The sequence below is a fragment of the Streptomyces sp. NPDC059900 genome, from assembly GCF_050270335.1.
Taxonomy (GTDB): Bacteria; Actinomycetota; Actinomycetes; order Streptomycetales; family Streptomycetaceae; genus Streptomyces.
This window is the reverse complement of record NZ_JBNNJZ010000111.1, coordinates 1-19,578: the sequence shown is the minus strand read 5'-3', so window position 1 is coordinate 19,578 and position 19,578 is coordinate 1. Positions and strand designations below refer to the sequence as shown.

The window sequence follows — 19,578 nt, the reverse complement described above, 5'->3', positions numbered from 1 at the left end:
GCCCGCCCCCGCGGCGGGCCGGAGCCATGCCGCGGGGGCGAGCCGGAACAACTCAGAACTGCAGCCCCCAGGAGTCGATCTTCCCGACGTCCTGTGCCGCGTTGTCGCTCACCCGCAGCTTCCACGTTCCGTTGGCCGTCTCGGAGGACGCGTTCACCGTGTACGTGGTGTTGATGTCGTCCGAACTGCCGCCGGTCCCGTAGTTCTTCAGCGTGTACGCGGTGCCGTCGGGCGCGATCAGCTGCACCCGGAGGTCACCCACGTAGGTGTGCTTGATCGCGACCGGCACGCTCAGCGCGGCCGGCGCGGAACCGGGAACCCCGCTCACGGTGATCGGAGATTCGACCGTGGCGTTGTCGCTGATCGCGAAGTCGGTCGTGTTCTCGAACTTGCTGCCGGGCGGGTTCGTCGAGCCGGTGCCCACGTTCAGGAGCCGGTTGGGCGAGCCCGTTCCGGGGCTGGTGACGACGCCCGTGGAGGCCGCGGCGACCAGAGCCGCGGACACCTGCGCCGGGGTCGCCGTGCGGTTGTCCGCGAGGTACAGCGCCGCCGCGCCCGCGGTGTGCGGGGACGCCATCGACGTACCGGAGATGGTGTTCGTGGCGGTGTCGCTGGTGTTCCAGGACGAGGTGATGGACGAGCCCGGCGCGAACAGGTCCAGGACGCTGCCGAAGTTGGAGTAGCTCGCCTTGGCGTCGGTGTTCGTGGTGGCGCCGACCGTGATGGCCTCGGTCACGCGCGCGGGAGAGCGCGTGGAGGCGTTGACGGATTCGTTGCCGGCGGCGACCGCGAAGGTGATGCCGGAGGCGACGGCGTTGCGTACGGCTGCGTCCAGGGCGCTGTCGGCGCCGCCGCCGAGCGACATGTTCGCGACGGCGGGCTTCACCGCGTTCTGGGTCACCCAGTCGATGCCGGCGACGACCTGCGCGGTGGTGCCGGAGCCTTGGTTGTTCAGGACGCGGACGCCGACGATCTTGGCCTTCTTGGCGACGCCGTGCAGGGTTCCGCCGACGGTGCCCGCGACGTGCGTGCCGTGACCGTGGCCGTCCTGCGCGGTGTTGTCGTTGTCGATGGCGTCATAGCCGTACGAGGCGCGTCCGCCGAAGTCGCTGTGGCTGATGCGCACTCCGGTGTCGATGACGTACGCCGTGACGCCCTCACCGGCGGAGTCCGGATAGGTGTACGAGTTGTTCAGCGGGAGCGTCTTCTGGTCGATCCGGTCAAGGCCCCAGGACGGCGGATTGGGCTGGGTGGCGTCGACCGTGAACGTCCGGTTCTGTACGACGGAATCGACCGCCGGGTCCGCGGCGAACTTCTTGGCCTCGGCCGCGGAGAGCTCGACCGCGTAGCCGTTGAGGGCCTTCTTGTACGTGCGCTTGATCTCCGCGCCGTACTCCTCGGCCAGCGCCTTGCCCGCCTTCGAGCCCGCCTTCGCGGCGTCCTCGTCGAGGGTGACTATGTAGCTGCCGGGTATCGCGCCGGGAACTCCGGCGTTCTCGACCGTGCCCTCTGCCTGTCGCGGCTGAGCGGTCGCGGGGAGTGCGGATACGACGCCGAGGGCGAGGGCCGCGACCGCTGTCGCGCTGATCCCGGCCATTCTTCGGCGGGTATGACGCATCACTGCCATCTGAGGGGTCCTCCTCGATAGATGGTGCGCTGGTGGGGGGTGGTGCCTGTGGTGCCCGCACGCTGTACCGGCGGCACTCGCACACATGCTGGTGGTGCCCGCGCTCGGTGCCCGCGGAACCCGCACACGCTGCGGATGGCGCCCATAGACGGAGCTGTAGATCAGGGACATGTCAAGCGACATGCCCGGTTCTTGCCTTCGTCGCGACGAAAGATTGGCGGATCCATAGGAATCCCACAAGGGTCAGGACCGGACGTAACATGACCGCCACGCACCCGTCATGACACTTCCGCCCCAACTGCCGCAACTAGCCTGCGGACATGACAGCATTGCCGGACTGTTTCTGCCCCACCGACGGAACCAGGGTCCCCGCGGGCACCCTCGCCTGGTGCTGCCCCGTCTGCCGCGGCCCGCTCGACCTGGACTTCTCCCCCAATCCCGCACCGCTGAAGTCCCTTGGCGGAAGGGTCAATTCCCTGTGGCGGTACGCGGAGTGCCTGCCGCTGCCCGCCCCCGCGTTCTCGCTCGGCGAGGGCCGTACACCGCTCGTGCCGCTGGATGGCGCGATCTCGGCCAAGCTCGACTTCCTGATGCCGACGCTCTCCTTCAAGGACCGCGGCGCCGTCATGCTCGCCGCGCTCGCGCTGCGCCTTGCCCCCGGGCGGGTGATCGCCGACAGCAGCGGCAACGCGGGCACGGCGGTCGCCGCGTACTGCGCGCGGGCGGGTCTGCCCTGCACGGTGTACGTCCCCGAAGGCACGTCACCGAAGAAGCTGGAGCAGATCGGCGCGCACGGAGCGCGGCTCGAAGTCGTCCCCGGCGACCGCGAGCGCACGGCGAAGGCGGCGCGGACGGCGGCCGACGAACCCGGCACGTTCTATGCGTCGCACGTCCACAACCCCTACTTCCTCCAGGGCACCAAGACCTACGTCCACGAGCTCTGGGAGGACCTGGACGGCCGTCTGCCGGACGCGCTCGTCGTCCCCGTGGGCAACGGCACCCTGCTGCTCGGCGCGGCCCTCGCGGTACGCGAGCTGCACGCCGCGGGCCTGATCGCGAAGGCACCCGCGCTGTACGCCGTGCAGGCCGCGGCAGTCGCCCCGCTGGCCGAGGCCTGGCGCACGGGCGCCGACGAGCCCCTGGACACCACCCCGCCGACGCCCACCCTCGCGGAGGGCATCGCGATCCCGCGCCCGCCCCGCGCCCGGCAGATCCTGCGGGCGGTACGCGGATCGGGCGGCGGCTTCCTGACCGTGACGGAGGACCAGATCCGGCACGCACAAATGGACCTGGCCGGACGGGGGTTGTACGTAGAGACGACCGGCGCCGCGTCCTGGGCCGCCGTACGCGGCGGCGCCCTCGGCGAGCGCTCGGCTGTGGTACCTCTGTGCGGAGCGGGACTGAAGTCGGGTCTCGCCGGGAACTGAGCCTCGGCGCAAGGGAGTTGACGGTGCACGACCAATGGTCACAGCTCTGCTCTGCTCATGGCCGGAGGCCTGCCCCGGGCCCGTCTGTGGCCGTACGCTTGTCGGCACCATCGATACGCGAGTGCTGACTGCTGAACTGCTGGTGGCGATCGGGGAGGTCACGGGGGTGGAAGGGCGCAGCCCGGCGAGGGTTCGACACGAACTGGTCGCCGACATCGTCGACGTACTGCAGGACTCGGGCACGGTACGACAGGAGAACAGCGCCGACATATGGGTGCGCATGCTGAGCGACGAGCTGGGCTGCCCCGTGCAGCCGCTGCGCAACGCGGCACTGCGGCCCTGGCTCCTCGACCTGGTGGAACGCTGCACGGAGGTCCCTGACGGGCTGCCGTGCCTGGTGCGCTGCCTGAAATATCTGGAGCAGCAGTCTTCCGCCATTCTCGCGCTGATGCGGCTCGTGGACGAATGGGAGGCCGTGGAGTTCTTCGACGGCGCCGACCTGTATCCCCTGCAGCCGATCCTGCGGGACATGCGTTCGTCGGCCCAGCTCGCCACGCTCGCCCGGCGCGCCAGCCGCTCGCGCACCCAGGAATTGCCCGCGTGGTGCGACACGGGATGGGCAGTCTTCCTACGACTGGCCGGCGACAACACCGCCGCGAGGGAACTCCCCGTAAGCATGGCGTTCCTGGCCCTGGCCGCCGAACGGCTCGTGGAGGACGGACTGATGGAGGCAGCAGAGACCCTGCGTCGCTGGAACCGTCAGCAGGCCAGGGCGTGGGGCCTTGAGGAGCAGATCGTCGACTGGCAGCGCAGCGGCCTGACCCAGCAGGCCCCGCCGCCCATGGTGCCCGCCTATCTGATGATCCAGTTCGAGCCCGACGGCGTGGAACCCGACCGCTATTTCCTCTCCCACTGGCGGCAGTCGGACGCCGATGGCTGGCATCCCGTACCGGGCGAGACGGTGCATCTGCACCGCGACGAACTGCCCGCCGAGGTCGAGGTCCTGATCGAGCAGACCGAGGAGCGCTGGGCGGATCTGCGGCAACCGGTCGTCCTGGAATTCATCCTCCCGTGGGAATTGCTCGGCGAACCCGTGGAGTGGTGGCACAAGGAGTCCTCCTCCCTGTCGCCGACGCCTCTGGTCATGGACTACGCGGTCTTGATCCGCAGTTTCGAGCGCCTGCGCAAAGCCGCCTGGCACCGCCCCTGGCACAAGAAGTGGCGCCAGCTCAAGGAGCAGCCCGCCGACAGCCATTCGTACTTCAACCCTCCCGGCCAGTCGCACTTCCACCTGGAGCGCGAGCTGAAGGAGGACGACCACGCGGTCTGTCTGGTCCTGAGCCAGCCGCCGGGCTCCGATTCGCCGACCGGCCAGCAGGAGTTCATGGCCGGCCTGCGGGCGGGGGTGCCCGCGATGATCTGGCACCGCGGCGACTGCGGCGATCCGGCCTTCAAGGAAGCGGTCGCCGAGATGGTCCAGGACCGCGGCCTCGCCAGCCTCGTCTCGCGCGCCGGAAATTGGCGCAAGGAGGCCCTGGCGCTGGGCCCCGAGGGCTGGGACAACCACGTGGGGCGCCATCTGGCGATCCTGGTCGACGACCCGGAACGCAGACCCGGCCCGCCCGGCCCCGACCGCGCGGCGGTGACGAGTTGACCGGGACCGCCGGCCGCCCGACCGCGGCCGTTAACCTCCCGCGCACGGCCACAGGAGGTGCCGCGCCGTGAACCTGCCGGCCTCCGCTGCCGTGCGGCCTTCACCCGCCGGGCGCACGAGGTTTCCCGCCGGGGGCTTCGCGCTCCCCGCCGGGAACACCGTGCTTCCCGCCGGGGGCACCCAGTTTTCCGGCGGAGGTACCCCGCTTCCCGGCACAGCCGCGTCTTTTCCTGCCGGGGGCGCGACTTCTAGCACGATTTCCGCGCTCCCCGGCCCATGCCTCCGTACCCCCTTGCTAGCAGTGCGGGCGCACTGTCACGCTGCGCCTGTGGATGTCACGCACGCCCGCGCTCTGCGGGACTCCGCACAACTGTCCTGGCCGCCACGACGCCTTGAGGGCGCATATGCATGACGACGGAGGACAGCGGCAAGGTCCGGCTACGCGGGCACGTCGTGAGGCCGCGTCCGTTCTCGGCCGCCTCGGCCATACGGGCCCCGGCCGGTCGGGCAGACAGGACCGCGCCGAAGCCGTCCTGGTCATCGACGACCACCTGACGATGAAGGTCTGGGACCAGGCGGTCGACGACCTGATCGACGAGCTGAACCGCCAGGGCGACTTCGCGCGCGTGCGCGTACTGCGCCTGCGCGGTACGGACGAGACCGACCCCGCGCGCCTGGGCCCCGAGGAACCGCTCGGCAGCCCCGGAGACATGCGCCGCGTGATCCTCGTGCTCACCGACGGCCTGGCAGCGGGCTGGCGTTCCGGGGCGGTCATGCCGCTGCTGCGCGCCTGGGGACGCGGAAGTCCGGTCGCCGTGGTGCATGTGCTGCCCCAGCAGCTGTGGTTCCGCACGGGCCTCGACGTCTGCCGGGTGCGGCTGCGCGCCGCCCACGCCTGGGCGGCCAACAGGCAGCTCGACTGGGAGCTGCGCGAGGCCCCGGTCCAGACCCACGACCCGGACGAGCCCGAGCCCGAGGGAGACGCGGTCCTCGTACCGGTCCTGGCACTGACCAACCGCTGGGCCGAGGCCTGGACCCAGCTCGTCATGGGACCCGAGCCGCAGTGGCTGGAGATGTCCGCCATCCGGGCACGGGAGTGGAAACGCCGCCCCGACGCGGCGCGCGCGCTGCCCTGGACCGACGACGTGCCTGACCCTCTGAGCACGGTGCCCGCGGCGGAGCGCGTGTCGGACTTCCGCGCCGGAGCCTCGCCCACGGCCTTCACCCTGGCGACCCGCTTATCCGCCGTCCCCCTGAGCCTCCCCCTGATCCGCAAGGTCCTGGAGACCACACCGGGAGCGGGCCCGGTGCACGCATCGGAGCTCCTGATGAGCGGCCTCGTCCGGCCCAGCGGGGCACAGGGGGAGGACATCGCGGACGTGGCGTTCTCCTTCGCCCCCGACATCCGCGAGGAGCTGCTCGCGCTGGGCCGCCGCAGCGACACCGCACGCATCCTGCACGACGTACGCGCGCTGCTGGCAAGCGACGGCACAGAGGCCGCAGCGCTGCTCCCCTCCCCCTCGGAACCCCTGGACACCCTGGCCATGCCCCGGGTGAACAGTCGCAATATCGGCTTCCTCCGCGTGGAGCTCGCCGCGCTGAGGGCACTCTCCGGACGTTTCATGCAGCGCGCCGCCCTGCTGGCGGGGGTACTTGGCTGGCACGATCGTCGATACGCAGTAAGCCTGGAGAAAAGCGGCGAAATCCCCGTCTCCCGGCCCGATCCTGAAGGAGCATCGGTGATGTCGACTACGCCCCAGCAAACGGTGGAGGGGGACCGCACATCACAGCCGCGCGTCTGGGGAAACCTACCGCCGAGGAACCCCAATTTCACCGGCCGTACCGAGCTCCTCGAACTCCTCGGCGAGCGTCTGCGCGAAGGCACGACCACGGTCCTGCCCGAGGCGATCCACGGCATGGGCGGCGTGGGCAAGACCCAGCTGGCCATCGAGTACGCCTACCGCCACCAGGGCGAGTACGACATCGTCTGGTGGATCCCCTCCGAGCGGCCCGGTCAGATCGGCCAGGCCCTGGTGGAACTGGCCGGGCGCCTGGGCCTGGAGACCAGCACCGAGGCGAACATCGCGGGACCCGCGGTGCGCGAGGCGCTGCGCGAGGGCCGACCCTTCTCGCGCTGGCTGCTGATCTTCGACAACGCCGACAACCCCGAGCAGGTACGCCACTACTTCCCCACCGGGGGCAACGGCACGATCCTGGTCACCTCCCGCAACCGGCGGTGGGGCCTGGTCGGCGGCTCGCTCGAGGTGGACGTCTTCACCCGCGAGGAGAGCAAGGAGCTCCTGCGCCACTCCGGGCCGCCCCTCCAGGAGGAGGAGGCCGACCGGCTCGCCGAGGCGCTGGGAGACCTGCCGCTGGCCCTTGAGCAGGCCGCCGCGTGGCGTGCGGAGACGGGCATGCCGGCATCCGAGTACCTGCGCCTCTTCGAGAACAAGCGCACGGAACTCCTGGAGACGTCTCCGCCCCCGGACTACCAACTGCCGGTCGCGGCGGCCTGGAACGTCTCCCTGGACCATCTGGAGACCCGCAGCCCCTCGGCCCTGCGCCTGCTCCAGCTGTGCTCGTACTTCGCCCCGGACCCGATCTCGCGGTCCATCTTCTCCGGCCTCGGGAACAGCAGCATCTTCCCCGAGCTCGACGCGACGCTGAACGACCCGATGCGGCTCGCGCGCGCCATAAGGGAAGTGAACCGCTACTCCCTGGCCCGCATCGACCACCGTACGAACTCCATCGAGATGCACCGCCTGGTCCAGCTCGTCCTGAACAACCGTATGTCTCCGGAGGAGCAGTCCCGGATGCGGCACGGCGCCCACACCCTGCTGGCGGCGGCGGACCCGAAGGCGCCGACCACGGCGGCGAACTGGCCGCGCTACGCCGAGCTCTACGGCCACGTCATCGCCTCCGACGCCATCAAGTCGGACCAGCCCTGGGTGCGTCAGCTCGTCATGAACGTCGCCCGGTACCTCTACCACTGGGGCGACCACGAGGTGTCGCTCGACTTCTCCGAGCAGGCCTGGGAGACGTGGCAGAGCGTCTTCGGCGAGGAGGACCAGCAGACGCTGCTCATGGGGCAGTGGCTCTGCTACATCTACTGGGTCCTCGGCCGGCACGGCGAAGCCGTCGAACTGGTGGCCAAGCTCAAGGAGATCTACGAGCGCACGGCACCCGGCGGCCGCGAGGACGTCCGCGAGGACGCGCTGGCCGCGATCGGCCTGGAGGCCGCGGTGCGCCGCGTCGAGGGCGAGTTCGCCCTCGGGGCCCAGCTGGACGCGACGGTCTACGAACGGGCGCGCAGGGCCTTCGGCGAGGAGGACCCCACGACGCTCGACGCCGCCCACAACCTCGGCACGAGCCTGCGTCTGGTCGGAGACTTCCGCCAGGCCCTCGAACTCGACGAGAGCACCCTCGCGCTGCGGCTGCGCGTCCTCGGCCAGGATCACTCGCGCACCCTGATGACGGAGAACAACGTCGCCATCGACGTCCGCGAGACGGGTGACTACGTGGGCGCCCGCGCCCGCCAGCAGGCCGTACTGGACGCCTACCGCGACGTGTTCGGGTCCGGCAACCCCTCGACCATCCACACGATGCGCCAGCTCAGCGAGGCCGCCCGCAAGGCCGGCGACCACGCGCAGTCCCTGGAACTGGCCACGGAGGCGTACTCGAAGTTCTCCCGCCGATACGGCGACGCCCACCCCTCGTCGCTGTCCGCCGCCCTGACCCTGTCGATCGCCCTGCGCCAGAACGGCGACCTGAACGCGGCACGCGAACGCGGCATCAAGGCCTGCCAGGAGTACCGCAACATCTTCTCCCCGCAGCATCCGCATGTCCTGTCCGCGGACGTCGACCTCGCCGTCACCCTGCGCCTGCTGGGCCAGCCGGGCGAGGCGAAGCGTCTCGACGAGGCCGCACTCGCCTCGCTGACCGAACGGCTCGGCGCATCCCACCCCCTCGTCCTGACCACCGCCATCAACCTGGCCAGTGACCTGGCGGCCCTGGGCGACCACGCCGCGGCCCACGAGCTCGGCCGGCGGACGCTGGAACTCTGCCGCACCACCTTCGGCGACGACCACCCCACCACGCTGGCGTGCGCGGGGAACCTCGCGATGGACCTGATCGAGCTGGGCGAGGAAGCCGAGGGCGCCGCGCTGCGCGCCGACACCCTGGCCCGCATGGAGCGCGTGCTCGACGCTCCCCGGCTCGTCGTGGAGTCCGGCACACCGCACCCGGCCACGCTCCAGGCCAAGGCGGGCCAGCGGGCCAACTGCGACATCGACCCGGTGCCGCTGTAGCAGGCGGGAGGGCGGAGCGGGTGACATCCACCCGCCCCGCCCGCCGCCTGACCGTCCGGTCGATTCGGCGTCAGCCGCGGGGCTGCCGCGCGCCGCGTGCCACCCACTGCGCGAGCAGCACCGGATCCGCGCCTTGCCCCGTCGCCTTCTCCAGCGCGTGCTGCACGGCGCACACCCGCTCCGGGAAGCCCCGCAACAGCCGTGCGACGTCCTCGTGCGCCTCCACGCCGGCGAGAGCCCGCCCCAGTCCGGCCCAGGCGCCGAGCGGCGCCCCCTTGCCCGAAAGCAGCGCGGCGAAGGCGTCCTTCGCCCCGGCACGGTCGCCGTGCGCCGCCAGCAGGACGTCGGCGCCCTCCGCTCCCTCGGCGTTCCGCGCGTCCGCACCGGCGCCGGTGAGGCGGTAGCGGGCCAGGACCGCCTCGGTGTCCAGGAAGCGGGCCTCCGAGTCCGGCACGAGCACGGGCTCGGCGGCGAGACCGGGCGGGGGACGCTCGTCCCCGCGCCGCCAGGCCCGCACCGCGTCGTCCACCGCCGTGGCGGGGGGCCGCAGATGGTGGGCGCGCCAGCGTGCCCGGTGGCCGGCCGCCACCTCCCGGGCGAGCCGCAGCTCCGCGTCCGGCACCGGCTCGTCCAGCCATGCGGCGCAGCGCTCGCGCAGGGTCTCCAGGAGGCGCCGCCCCAAGGGCGTCAGGCGCTCGTGGCCCCGCACCAGATTCACCGTCGACCACACCTGCGTGCGCCACAGCGCGAACTCGAAGTGCGCGAGTGAGGCGTGCGCGGCACCGGCGGAGTGCCGGTGGGCGCGCCAGAAGCGGGCGACCCCGGCGAAGGCGTATATCCCTTGCAGCAGGCCGCCCAGCGGACGCGGATCGTCGCGCCACGGCGCATAGAACAGCTCTTCGGAACCCGGGGCGGACTCCCGTACGTTCAAGGGCCGCAGCCGCATCAGGCTGCCCAGCTTGATGTGCTGGAACTCGTGCACCAGGGTGGCGGCCAGCTGCGCGGCGTCGTCCGGCCGGGAGGCCATGACGCCTCCGAAGGCATCGCCCGCGGTCACGCTGTGCGGCCGGAACTTCTCCCGCGCGGGAGTGGGGGTCACCGACATGAGCCCGGCGCGCATCGCCTCGGCACTCTCCGGCTCGTCGCGCAGCAGGATCTCCCACGCGTCGGTGAGCAGGTCCTGCCAGGTCTGTGCGTCCTGCGCGGACAGGAGCAGGGGCTCGCTCGGGCGCGGGAACGTGCGGTAGGGGTCCAGCTCCTCCAGCGCGAGGCGCAGGTGCGGCACTTCGGTGCCCAGGGTGACCCGCCGCACCGCGTGCCATCCGGGCGCGCTGCGTTCGATGCCCGGCCCTATCAGCGCCGTGCCCTGTTCCCCGGTGATCCGGAGCTGCCCGGCCCGCGCCTCGACGCGCGCGGTGCTCCACGGCTGCGCCGCCTCGATCCGCGCACAGCCCAACGTCGGCAGGAACACGATGCCCCGGCTCACGGGCACGGCGATCGAGAAGTCGAGCCCGGCCCGCAGCCCAGCCGACGCGGCGAGCGCCGCCACATGCCCCGCCATCACCCACAGCGGCGCGTCCTCGAAGGAGGCACCCCTGAGCCGGCGCAGCGCGAGGGACAGCCACATCCCCGTGTTCGGGGACATCAGTACGTCGTCGAAGACCTCCGGAGCCGTCCGCTGGGCGCGCTCGAGGAGGGACCATGCCTCCCGGTACGAGACCCCCGCTCCGGCCCGGTGGGGCACGCCGTTGCCGGAGAGGCCGTCGTGCAGCGCCCGCAGCAGCAGCATGCGGCGGCTGCGCTCGGCGGCGAGGAGCTCCTCCACCACCGCCCGGCCGCCGTCGCCCCGCGCCAGATCACGGAATCCGGCGACGGACAGCCTGTGCAGCGGCAGTGCCACCGACCCGGTGGGCCTAGCCGCCATGGGCTGCCTGCCACGGAGCCGCGGCGGTCCCGTCAGTCAAAACGGGACGGCCCTCCGTACGTATTCGTAATCGCCTGGGCGTCGTCGATGTGGTCCAGCAGGGGCTGGAGCGCCCCCGCGATGGCACTGCCGTCCATGGAAAGCAGCGCTTCAAGAGAAACCCCCGAGAGATCTACGAGATCGGACTCGACGGCAGGCATCGATCGCTCCACGGCTGCCAAGTCCCCTCCCGTGATTCCGTGCATGCGCAGTCCCTTTCCCCCTCATGATGACCCAGCACGGCACGCTGCGAAACCCCGCATCCGAGCCGTGCCCGACATCAAGTCAGCTGTATCGCTTGGCCAGTTGACCTGCTTCACGGTCGACGCGGGCCACTTCCGCCGACTTCCCTTCCAGGAGCCGGACGGTCTCCAGGAGCTGGTCGAGCGTGCCCCGGTAGCGCAGGCAGGTGCGCACGATGCCGTAGATGTCCATCTTCAGCCGGGAGTCCCTCGGCCGGTTCGCGGCGATCTCCGCGTCGATGCTGGAGAGCACCAGACCCAGGCCGTTCGCGTCCCCGAGCACCGGGATGTCCACCAAGGCGTCGACAAGCCCGAGGAGTTCACGCAACGGCAGGTCAGAGGGGAGATCGGCCAGGCTCGCCGGTGCCTCGGGGCCCTCCGGATCCGCTGCGGAACCGAGCCCTCCGCGCGGCGGCAGACCCGCGTCCCGGCGGAGGCGTTCAAGGTCGCCGGGGGGCAGTGCGTCGTACCAGTGCTCCACCCTGGAGGCAGCGAGCCGGCCGAGGCCGTCCGAGCGGTGGTGGGCGCTGATCACGCCGATGACGGCACCGCCGGACCAGACCGCCGCACCGGACATCCCCTCCCAGGGAGAACGCCGCGGTTCGGGGTCCGCGCGCGGCGCGAGAACGGCCAGTTCGAGTGTGCCCTCGCGCCGGTTGGACAGGACGGAGACGGTCCCCGACGCGTGACAGGAGTCGCGGTACTGACCGGGAGCGCCGTCGTCCAGGAGACGCATGCTGTCGTCGCGCAGCTTGAAACGGGGGAAGCCCATCGCGCTGACGGGCAGCACCACATCGCTCTCGGGCACGGCCGCGTAGCGAGGGCTTCGGACGTCCCCGGCGCCGGGCGGCAGCTCCATGATCTCCAGGAGCGCGATGTCCGCGGCCTCGGCGAGCAGCACGACGCGTACGTCCGCGCTCCACTCCCCCGGCCGGTCGGCGTCGAAGCGCACCCGCACCGACGTCACCGGACCCGCGACCACATGGGCGGCGGTCAGCACGGACCTGTTGCCCGTGCGGTAGCCGGACCCGCGCCGCCCGCGGTCTCCGCCCGGCCTCTCCACCAGTACTTCGGCGACCCGCGCCGCCTCAAGCCCCCCTGGCCCCGTCATGGCGGCGGCGCTCAGCGCTCGCGCTCGGAACGGTCACCGCTGACCCACGGCGACTGATCGGAGTCGCCCACGCGCGGGGTCAGGCTGAGGCTGACGCGATGAGTGGTGCCGGCCGCCCGCTGGCCGGAGGCGCCTGCCTCGACGACCCAGAAGCGGATCCTGCCGTCCGCGGCCTCGGACCGCTGCACGGTGAACTCGGCCTCCAGCTGTACGGGACCCAGTTCAAAGCGCAGAGTGTCGCCCCCGGCGTCCTCGGCGTCCCGGGCCGCGGCCATGGCGGCGGCCAGTTCCCCGCGTAACTGCGCGATCATCTCGGCGAGTTCAATCACGCCGAGCCCCTACCCCCGGCGTGTCGCCCCCACACTGCGGAGGCGACACGGGGGCGGACCGAAGGGGCCGGCCGGCACGACGACGGCCGGCCCCTGTCGGGGTCCTACTGGTTGGCCGTGCCGTTGCCCGACAGGACCGGGATGTCGGAGAGGATGTGCGACAGCGGCTCGTCGCCCTTGGCCTGCGTCGAGTTCTCGGTGCACTGCTGGTTCTGCGGCGCCGAGAGGATCGGGATGTCCTGGACGGCGATCGGCACGAGGCCGACGAGCGAGCCGACGTTCGCCTTGACCGGCAGGCCGACGCAGGGCTTGTTCAGGGTGCCCTGGACGAGGGTGAGCTGGGGGCTCTGGTTGCCCTTGGTCGCGGAGTTGCCGAACGCGGTCTCGGCGCCGTTGCCGCTCAGGGACGTGGTGCCCGAGTCGTCACCGATCGCCAGGGCCTGGGGGGCCATACCGGCGGAGATTCCGGCGACGGAGGCGGCAATGGCCGCGGATGCCAGGAGCTTCTTCATTTTGATTCCCTTCAAAGAGCGGGCTCCGTTGGCAGAGCCGGCGTGATGATCAACTGCCTGATCCGGGGATGGTTTCGACCTATGACCCGGTCGGCCTAGTAATCAGACGGCCGTCAACGGCACGCCAAGGTGTCGCCGCGGACGGTGACCGGACTGCCGAACCTCGGCGGATCGCTCAGCCTGGCCGTCGAGTTGCGGGAGGTGAGGGGCCGGTCCCGGTTGATGGCACCGAAGATCTTCCCGGCCTTGGCCCGGTCCCATTCGAGGGAGCCGTTCAGCGAGCTGCTGAAGCCCCTGACCGGCACCGTGGTGAACTCCATGGACGACGGCGGGATCCGCCCCAGGTCCCGTGCGAGCGACAGGATTTGGCCGGTGCTGAACCCCCGGTCGGCCTGCGCCGCGCCGACCAGCGACCGGCCCAGCTGCGCCGCCCTGAGCGGGTCGGCCAGGACGTTCTGGGTACGTACGCTGCGCAGCGCGCCGATCAGGAAGCGCTGCTGGCGCTGGATCCGCCCGAAGTCGGCGCTGTTGTCCACGTGCCGGGAGCGGACGTATTGCAACGACCGTCCGCCGCCGAGCCGGTGGGTGCCGGGCGCGAGGTTCAGCTTCGTCGTCTTGTCCTTGAGGGCGCGCGGCGTACAGACCTCCACGCCCCCGACCGTGTCCACGCTGTCGATGAAGCGCCGGAAGTCGAGTTGCAGATAGCGGTCGATGCGGACGCCGGTCATCCCCTCGACCGTACGTACGGACAGCGCGGGGCCGCCTTGCGCATAGGCGCCGTTGATCTTCCCCGGATGCGCCGGGCGCACCACCCCGGTGGTTTCGTCACGGTGCGCGGGGATCCGCGCGTACGAGTCGCGGGGGAGGCTGACCACGCTGACGCGCTTTCTCGCCTCGGAGACATGGACCAGCATGAGCGTGTCCGTGCAGTCGCAGGCGATGCCGCCCGCGCGGTACTTCCGCTTCTCCTCCTGCGTGATGGTGTCACGGCCGTCCGTGCCCATCAGAAGGATATTCATACCTCTTGCCTCGTCCGGCCGATTCTTCATATGGCCGAAGACGTCGACGCGTTGGACGGGAAGCGGCAGCGCCGTTGCGTTTCCCATTCCGGCGGCGGCGATGGCCAGAAGAACCCCGGGAACGGCGAGACGCAGCTTTCGCGTGCGCCGGGACCCGTTCGGTGGGGAGAGGTGAGTGAGCAAGCTGATCTCCGCTGCGGGGGAACCGGGACGGAGAAAAGGTAAATCGCTCGGCGGTATCGCGGGCACGGCATCTTCGTGGCGCGCGGGAACAACAACTCGTTCGACCTAAGCCGTTCGGTTTCGCCAGTTTGCGCAATTGGAACAGATCGCTCGACACACGCCCGTCGATGGCGAGGGAATATGGCTGACTTCAAGCAGCAATGGAGGCGTCAGGGCCTCATCCCAGTGAGCAGAAGTTCTCCGGAACGCCGCGTCGAGGATCCCATCTACACGTCGTTGCAGGATTCCTGGGCACAGCAGGGAAAGACAGTTCCGGGCCGCCCCGATCAGGAATGGCAGGCCCTCATGTCACGCGATCCCTGGCCACGGGGCTGACGGCCGGGCGCAGTTGCGCACGACAGCGGGCCGCCGTTGAACGGCGGCCCGCTGCGCGGTGCGCGGGGAGATCAGTCGTTGTTCGTGCCGTTGCCCGACAGGACCGGGATGTCGGAGAGGATGTGCGACAGCGGCTCGTCACCCTTGGCCTGCGTGGAGTTCTCCACGCACTGCTGGTTCTGCGGCGCCGACAGGATCGGGATGTCCTGGACGGCGATCGGCACCAGGCCGACGAGCGAGCCGACGTTCGCCTTGGCCGGGAGGCCGATGCAGGGCTTGTTCAGCGAGCCCTGGATGAGCGCCATCTGCGGGCTCATGTTGCCGTACGTGGCGGAGTTGCCGTACGCCTGCTTGGCGCCGTTGCCGCTGAGCGACGTGGTGCCGTGGTCGTCGCCGATGGCGCTCGCCGAACCGGCTGCGGCGGCCGACATGCCGACGACGGAGACGGCAACCGCGGCTGCAGCCATGCCCTTCTTGATCACAACTAATTCCCTTCTGGAGAAACCCCGTTCGCCGGAGCGCTCTGATTAACTCCACGCCCACCGCATAGTTGCTCCGCTTCACTCTGATGGCCCAACAGGGGCCCGATGAACGCCCAACCGAGTGAAGCCCCGAAACCCGGGATCGGGCCGACGAGTTGGTCAGGGGGCAGTGACTCGAGCGTCTGCCAGAAAAGGAACAAGCAAAATGATGAAGAAGGCTATGGCCTCGGCGGCAGTTGCCGTTTCCGTCGTCGGTATGACCGCGGCTGCGGCCGGTTCGGCGAGCGCCATCGGTGACGACCACGGCACCACCTCCCTGAGCGGCAACGGCGCCGAGCAGGCGTACGGCAACTCCGCCACGCACGGCAACATGAGCCCCCAGCTCTCCCTGGTCCAGGGCTCGCTGAACAAGCCCTGCATCGGCCTGCCGGCCAAGGCGAACGTCGGCTCGCTCGTCGGCCTGGTGCCGATCGCCGTCCAGGACATCCCGATCCTCTCGGCGCCGCAGAACCAGCAGTGCACCGAGAACTCCACGCAGGCCAAGGGCGACGAGCCGCTGTCGCACATCCTGAACGACATCCCGGTCCTGGCCGGGAACGGTCAGTCGAACGGCTGATCTGCCGGTGTGAGTCCGCTCGGGCTGCCTGCCTTCCCCAAGGCCTGGCAGCCCGGGCCGCTCCATTTCCGGGCGGGGTAATTCGGGTGAATTTCCCGAACGGGAGAACTTAGTGGTTTCTTCCGCATCTTTAACTCGTTTGCAGGTTGCAGGTCATGTTGCGAGACGTAAACAGAAGTTCTCGCTCGGTTTCGACTGCCAGATCGGCATGACCACAGAGAAGGGAACATCTGTGAAGAACAAGAAGAGCGCAACGATCGTCGCTGGTGTCGTCATGGCCATGGGCGTGGCGGCTCCCGCCTTCGCCGACGCGGGCGCCGAGGGTGCGGCCGTCGGGTCCCCCGGCGTCCTCTCCGGCAACCAGGCCCAGGTGCCGGTCCACATCCCGGTCAACGTCTGCGGCAACACCGTTGACGTCATCGGTCTGCTGAACCCGGCGTTCGGCAACACCTGCGCCAACACCTGATAGCGCTCAGCCACCAGGCTGTTCATGGCCGGCCTTGGACCGACACTTCGAGTCCAAGGCCGGCTTTCCACTGCTCAGAGGAAGACAACTAGATTGCGACAGGTCATTGGTAAAGGGATGCTCGCGACTGCGGCCGCCGCGACCAGCATCCTCTCCCTGTCCGGCTCGAACGCGTTCGCCGCGGACGGGAACGGGGTGACGGCGGGTTCGCCCGGAGTCTTGTCGGGCAACAGCGTGCAGGCCCCCGTCGGCGTCCCCGTGAACGCCTGCGGCAACACCGCGGACGTCGTCGGTGCGGCCAACCCGACGTTCGGCAACAACTGCGCGAACCACGAGGCCTCGCCGAAGGAGCACGCAAGCGCTCCGGCACGGGTGCCGTCGCAGGAGCGGACGTCCAGCACGTCGGCGGACCGACCCGGCCACGGCCCGCAGGCCCACGCACCGGCCCCGGCCCCCGCTCCGGCCCCTGCCAGGCACACGCACCACAGCGCCCACCCGGCCCAGCACCCCGGCACCCACTCCGTGGCCCACGGCGATGCCGTCGGGTCGCCCGGCGTCGGTACGGGCAACAACGCCAAGGCACCCGCGGACGTGCCGGTCAACGCCTGCGGCAACACCGCGGACGTGATCGGCCTGCTGAACCCGGTCATGGGCAACGGCTGCGCCGAAGGAACGTCCGCTCCGGCGTTCCCGGAGGAGCACGAGGCACCCCCCGCGGGGCCCGAGGCGCCGCCCGCAGAGCATCAGACGCCTCCCCGAGCCGCCGCCGAGCCGCCCGTCGACCGCGCCGCCCCCGGGCCGAAGCACGCCGCCGACGCCCCGCGTCAGGTCGTGTCCCCGGCCTCGGGACGCGCACCGTCGGCCGATCACGCGGCGCCGCACGGCCTGGCCCAGCTCGCCGCGACCGGAAGTGACGAGGACCTGCTCGCCGCGGCTGCGGCAAGCGCCGCTCTGCTGATCGGCGGCGGGATCCTCTACCGCCGCGGACGCGCCTCATCCGGCCTCTAGTACGCCCGGAAACGCCGCTGGCGGGGAAGAGACACCCGAGGGTCTCTTCCCCGCCAGTTCGGCAGGAGGGCCGGCCCGCGGTGGGGGTGTTGCCGACCTACGGCGAAGACGCCGACGGCTGGCGGAGGGCAACCAGGCCCGTCCCATGCCACAGAGTCCACCACCTCGCCCCCGCGGACGAAGAACCGATTCACCCGTTCGCCGAGGGCATCACCTGATCGGGTTCCCGGCAGGCTGCATCCCCGTTCAGCGCTTGACGGCGCCCGGCGCAGAGCGGCGGCCGCGAGCGACGACCGGCACCGGCGACGAGGCGTCCGCGGGCCCGCGCCGCAGGCTCCGCCGTACCCCCCGGACCAGCCTGGCCGCCGTATAGGAGGCGCCGTGCACGAAGCGCATGGCCGGGCCGAAGCTAGACGCCGTCACCAGGCCCGCGAGGAACAGACCGGGGTACGAGGACTCGAACTCCGCGGAGACACAGGGCTCCTCGGCCGCGTTCACCGCCAGGCCGCCGCGCAGCTCCGGGGCCAGCATTCCCAGGCGTGCGCCGGTGGCCCTGAAGCCGGTGGCCGCGATGACGTGGTCGGTCTCGAAGTCCGCTCCGCCGCTCGCGTCGCCGACGGTCGCGAGCCGCACCCGGCCGGCCGCGGCCGACGCCGTGACGACCTCGTGGCCGAGCAGCACCTCCACGCGTGACTCGACCCTCTCGCGCACCCACCAGGCGCCCGCCGGGCCGAGCGCCGACGCCGAGATGCGGGCGCGCGTGGCCTCGGGAAGCCGCCGGAAGCCGCCGGGCACCTCGGCGTAGAACCAGTTGCGCCACCCGCAGCCGAGGCCGCTGTGCGGAGCGCGGGCGGACTCCCGCCACGGCCGCTCCCACGCCGGGGGCACGGTGTTCCAGTTCAGCCGGTGCGAGCGCGCGAGCACCCGTACCCGCGTCCCCTGTTCGGCGAGGAGCGCGGCGGTCTCCAGGGCGGCCTGGCCGCCGCCGATCACGGTGACGTCCTTGTCGCGGAAGCGGTCCAGGGTGCGGTGGTGGCTGCTGTGCGAGGCGTGCTCCTTGCCGAGCCCGTGCAGCACGGCGGGGATCTGGACGAAGGGGATCACCCCGACGGCCAGCGCCACCTTGCGGCCGCGGATCGCCTGGCCGTCCTCGGTGATCACCTCGAACCCGCCGGGGCAGGCGGTGACCGAATCCGCCATCCGCTGGTCGACGTCCGGCACGGCGTGCTGCGCGAACCACAGGCCGTACGAGGCGAACGTCTCCACGGAGATCGGTTCGCCGTGCCTGGCCTCCATGCCGTTGCGCTTGCAGTACTCCGCGAGGCCGTAGCGGCGCCGGGGGTCGGAGAGGTTCGACGCCCAGGGCTCCGACTTCAGGAACATGCCCGGCGGCATGTGGTCGCGCCAGGACGCCATGGGCCTGCCGAAGATGCGTACGTCGAGTCCGGCGCCCGCGGCGTGCGACGCGATGGACAGGCCGTAGGGACCGGCTCCGACAACCAACAGGTCATACATCAGCAACTGCTCGCTCTCTCGTCGTCGTTACGGGCGGCGTCGCCGGCGCGGGCGGAGCCGACGGGCGCGCCTTCCGCCGCAGCCGGCCCAGGAGCCGCCGCGTGACGTGGCGGCACCACTGCACCCACATGGCGAGGGCGGGCGCCATGTCGTCCCTGGCGTGCCAGGCCAGCTCGCGGCGCTGCGCCGCGGTGGACGCCGGGCCCGAGGTCATGACGGCGCGCAGCGCGGTCAGCGGGGAGTAGTTCTCCACGACGAACGAGCGGCCCGGCAGGACGGCGCCGGCCGGCAGCGGCCGGTGGGTCATGTCCAGGTGCTGGGCGCGCACCACGTCCAGGTCGGCGCCGTCGGCGAAGAGACGGAACTGGGCGCCCGGCCGGGGGTTGAAGTCGAGCAGGCAGTGCTCGCCCGTCGCGGCGTCCACCCGGAAGTCGAGGTCGAAGATGCCCCGGTAGCCCAGCGTGTCGACCAGTCGGTCGACGCAGGCCCGCAGGCCCGGATCGGGCGTCCACTCGCCCACCGCCGTCAGGCCCGCCCCGCGCGGCCAGGAGCGGTGCTTGCGGCCGGAGCCGCCGCTGCGCACGGCGCCCTTCCGGTCGGCGTAGCCGTGGACGAACCAGTCACGGCCGGGGCCACTGGGCAGGTACGCCTGCAACAGGAGGCGGCTGCCCGCCTCCTCGCACCGCCCGTAGAGCTCCATGGCCTCCCGCACCGACCGCACCAGGACCGTGCTGCGCAGGCC

General features: G+C 71.1%; 15 protein-coding genes and 1 pseudogene. 6 read left to right on the top strand and 10 right to left on the bottom strand.

The window, feature by feature from the left end:
• Nucleotides 1-52 precede the first annotated feature (52 nt).
• The gene (locus tag ACQKIP_RS17645; protein WP_365861808.1) at nucleotides 53-1,627 is read right to left on the bottom strand and encodes a S8 family peptidase; all 1,575 of its coding nucleotides are present in this window, start codon (nucleotides 1,625-1,627) and stop codon (nucleotides 53-55) included.
• A 320-nt stretch (nucleotides 1,628-1,947) separates the two neighbouring features.
• Between ACQKIP_RS17645 and ACQKIP_RS17640 the strand changes: the two genes are divergently transcribed.
• The 3 genes from ACQKIP_RS17640 (at nucleotide 1,948) to fxsT (ending at nucleotide 9,015) form a co-directional block, all read left to right on the top strand.
• Entirely contained in the window at nucleotides 1,948-3,054 is a 1,107-nt protein-coding gene (locus ACQKIP_RS17640; protein WP_365861806.1) for a pyridoxal-phosphate dependent enzyme, read from the top strand.
• A gap of 121 nt (nucleotides 3,055-3,175) precedes the next feature.
• Entirely contained in the window at nucleotides 3,176-4,708 is a 1,533-nt protein-coding gene (locus tag ACQKIP_RS17635; RefSeq protein WP_365861805.1) for an effector-associated domain 2-containing protein, read from the top strand.
• A gap of 404 nt (nucleotides 4,709-5,112) precedes the next feature.
• Complete coding sequence (gene fxsT / locus ACQKIP_RS17630; protein ID WP_365861804.1) at nucleotides 5,113-9,015, top strand: FxSxx-COOH system tetratricopeptide repeat protein; 3,903 nt, start codon at nucleotides 5,113-5,115, stop codon at nucleotides 9,013-9,015.
• A 70-nt stretch (nucleotides 9,016-9,085) separates the two neighbouring features.
• Here fxsT and ACQKIP_RS17625 read toward each other — a convergent pair whose 3' ends face one another.
• From ACQKIP_RS17625 to ACQKIP_RS17595, 7 genes are all read right to left on the bottom strand, one after another.
• Nucleotides 9,086-10,939: an HEXXH motif domain-containing protein gene (locus ACQKIP_RS17625; protein WP_365861802.1), complete on the bottom strand. Its 1,854-nt coding sequence runs from the start codon at nucleotides 10,937-10,939 to the stop codon at nucleotides 9,086-9,088.
• Nucleotides 10,940-10,971: 32 nt separating this feature from the next.
• The gene (locus ACQKIP_RS17620; protein WP_365861800.1) at nucleotides 10,972-11,151 is read right to left on the bottom strand and encodes a hypothetical protein; all 180 of its coding nucleotides are present in this window, start codon (nucleotides 11,149-11,151) and stop codon (nucleotides 10,972-10,974) included.
• 112 nt (nucleotides 11,152-11,263) lie between these two features.
• Nucleotides 11,264-12,331, bottom strand: coding sequence for an effector-associated domain 2-containing protein (locus ACQKIP_RS17615; RefSeq protein WP_365861799.1), 1,068 nt, complete (start codon nucleotides 12,329-12,331; stop codon nucleotides 11,264-11,266).
• 11 nt (nucleotides 12,332-12,342) lie between these two features.
• Nucleotides 12,343-12,660, bottom strand: coding sequence for a trypco2 family protein (locus ACQKIP_RS17610; protein WP_365861797.1), 318 nt, complete (start codon nucleotides 12,658-12,660; stop codon nucleotides 12,343-12,345).
• A 104-nt stretch (nucleotides 12,661-12,764) separates the two neighbouring features.
• Nucleotides 12,765-13,172, bottom strand: a complete 408-nt coding sequence (locus tag ACQKIP_RS17605; protein ID WP_361181818.1) for a rodlin — start codon at nucleotides 13,170-13,172, stop codon at nucleotides 12,765-12,767.
• A gap of 113 nt (nucleotides 13,173-13,285) precedes the next feature.
• Nucleotides 13,286-14,191, bottom strand: coding sequence for an LCP family protein (locus ACQKIP_RS17600; RefSeq protein ID WP_365861795.1), 906 nt, complete (start codon nucleotides 14,189-14,191; stop codon nucleotides 13,286-13,288).
• A gap of 629 nt (nucleotides 14,192-14,820) precedes the next feature.
• The gene (locus ACQKIP_RS17595; RefSeq protein WP_361181822.1) at nucleotides 14,821-15,231 is read right to left on the bottom strand and encodes a rodlin; all 411 of its coding nucleotides are present in this window, start codon (nucleotides 15,229-15,231) and stop codon (nucleotides 14,821-14,823) included.
• Between the two features lie 205 nt (nucleotides 15,232-15,436).
• On the opposite strand from ACQKIP_RS17595, the gene ACQKIP_RS17590 reads away from it, so the two are divergent.
• The 3 genes from ACQKIP_RS17590 (at nucleotide 15,437) to ACQKIP_RS17580 (ending at nucleotide 17,321) form a co-directional block, all read left to right on the top strand.
• Complete coding sequence (locus ACQKIP_RS17590) at nucleotides 15,437-15,847, top strand: rodlin (RefSeq protein WP_365861794.1); 411 nt, start codon at nucleotides 15,437-15,439, stop codon at nucleotides 15,845-15,847.
• A 208-nt stretch (nucleotides 15,848-16,055) separates the two neighbouring features.
• Entirely contained in the window at nucleotides 16,056-16,313 is a 258-nt protein-coding gene (locus tag ACQKIP_RS17585) for a chaplin (RefSeq protein ID WP_427743391.1), read from the top strand.
• Nucleotides 16,314-16,430: 117 nt separating this feature from the next.
• Complete coding sequence (locus ACQKIP_RS17580) at nucleotides 16,431-17,321, top strand: chaplin (protein WP_365861793.1); 891 nt, start codon at nucleotides 16,431-16,433, stop codon at nucleotides 17,319-17,321.
• A gap of 246 nt (nucleotides 17,322-17,567) precedes the next feature.
• On the opposite strand, the gene ACQKIP_RS17575 is transcribed toward ACQKIP_RS17580, so the two are convergent.
• Nucleotides 17,568-18,836, bottom strand: coding sequence for an NAD(P)-binding domain-containing protein (locus ACQKIP_RS17575; protein WP_365861791.1), 1,269 nt, complete (start codon nucleotides 18,834-18,836; stop codon nucleotides 17,568-17,570).
• A pseudogene (locus ACQKIP_RS17570) lies at nucleotides 18,829-19,578 on the bottom strand (ATP-grasp domain-containing protein); the annotation flags it as partial. The gene ACQKIP_RS17575 and the pseudogene ACQKIP_RS17570, both read right to left, overlap by 8 nt.